Origin of the sequence: Acetobacter tropicalis (genome assembly GCF_001580915.1) — a bacterium.
In the GTDB taxonomy this organism is placed as follows: Bacteria; Pseudomonadota; Alphaproteobacteria; order Acetobacterales; family Acetobacteraceae; genus Acetobacter; species Acetobacter tropicalis.
This window is the reverse complement of record NZ_LHZQ01000044.1, coordinates 1-1,050: the sequence shown is the minus strand read 5'-3', so window position 1 is coordinate 1,050 and position 1,050 is coordinate 1. Positions and strand designations below refer to the sequence as shown.

1 protein-coding gene is annotated in these 1,050 nt (G+C 56.5%); it reads right to left on the bottom strand.

Translation table 11 applies throughout. The features are described 5' to 3' along the window. Positions 1-187: 187 nt before the first annotated feature. The gene (locus tag AD944_RS00240) at positions 188-1,042 is read right to left on the bottom strand and encodes a 3'-5' exonuclease (RefSeq protein ID WP_045543152.1); all 855 of its coding nucleotides are present in this window, start codon (positions 1,040-1,042) and stop codon (positions 188-190) included. Between the last annotated feature and the right edge of the window lie 8 nt (positions 1,043-1,050).

Sequence of the window (1,050 nt, the reverse complement as noted above, 5' to 3'; positions counted from 1 at the left end):
AGCCGCCATACCCTGCGCCCATGTTCATGACGCCTATCGCTCCAACTAACGGTGGAATTTTGAACCAACGATGTCTGCTATGCGGAAAGCGACGAAATATCCAGCACGTCTGAGAAGAGGGCGACTGCTGCCTGTCTGCTCCTGTCATGCCGAAGAGTAAGGGAGGATGAGAATGGAAAGGTGTGTTTCAGGCGCGGTGTGAGAAACGATCCCATGCGGTAATTTCACGGGTGAGTAGAGCGACCTCACGAAGATAGATTTCCGTTTTCAGGAAATGCAGTTCGTCTTCTTTTTGGGCTTGTGGCACTTCCGTAAACCACGCTTTGGGGCGGCCATCGATGCCGTCATTCCAGCGGTAGCCACGGGCCTTGAGTTTCTCTTTGAGATCAAAGGGCGCATTTTCTGCCCAGATCTGCCAGCGGGGTTGCCGCGCTTCCTGAAGCAGGGCAGAGAGGGCTGGGGTCTGTGTTTTAGGCAGACGTGTGGTGAGCAAGGTAACACCAGCCAGGCAATCATCGGCGGCCCGGTGTCCATCAAAAAACCATCCGGCCTGCATGACGAGATAGCCAAGGCTGCGCCCTTCAAAGCCTTCTGCCTGCCAGGGCACATCTTCCATGGAGCAGGCCCAGGGCACTGTGGAAAACCCCTCCCAGAAGCGTTCGGCAAACAGCCTGTCAAATCTGGCATTATGGGCGACGATGAGGGCTGCCTGTGCCGCGAACTGGGCGACCTCTTCAGGGGCTATGGTTTTACCTGCAACCATCTCCTGTGTGATGCCGGTGAGGGCGGTTATTTCGGGAGGGATGAGGTGGGAAGGCTCTCTCAGACGATTGAAGGCCGGTAAGGTGCCGAGAATGCGGCCATCCAGCGTATAGACAAACGGCACCATCCCGAATTCGATGATTTCATGACAGGCCGGGTCGAGGCCGGTCGTTTCCAGATCCAGAAAAAGGCCTATACGGGTGTGATCACGTGGCCCCTGCGTCTCAAGCGGAAGGGGCGCGATACGACGTAATACCAACCGTTGCTTGAGGTGACTCAGGGGGTACC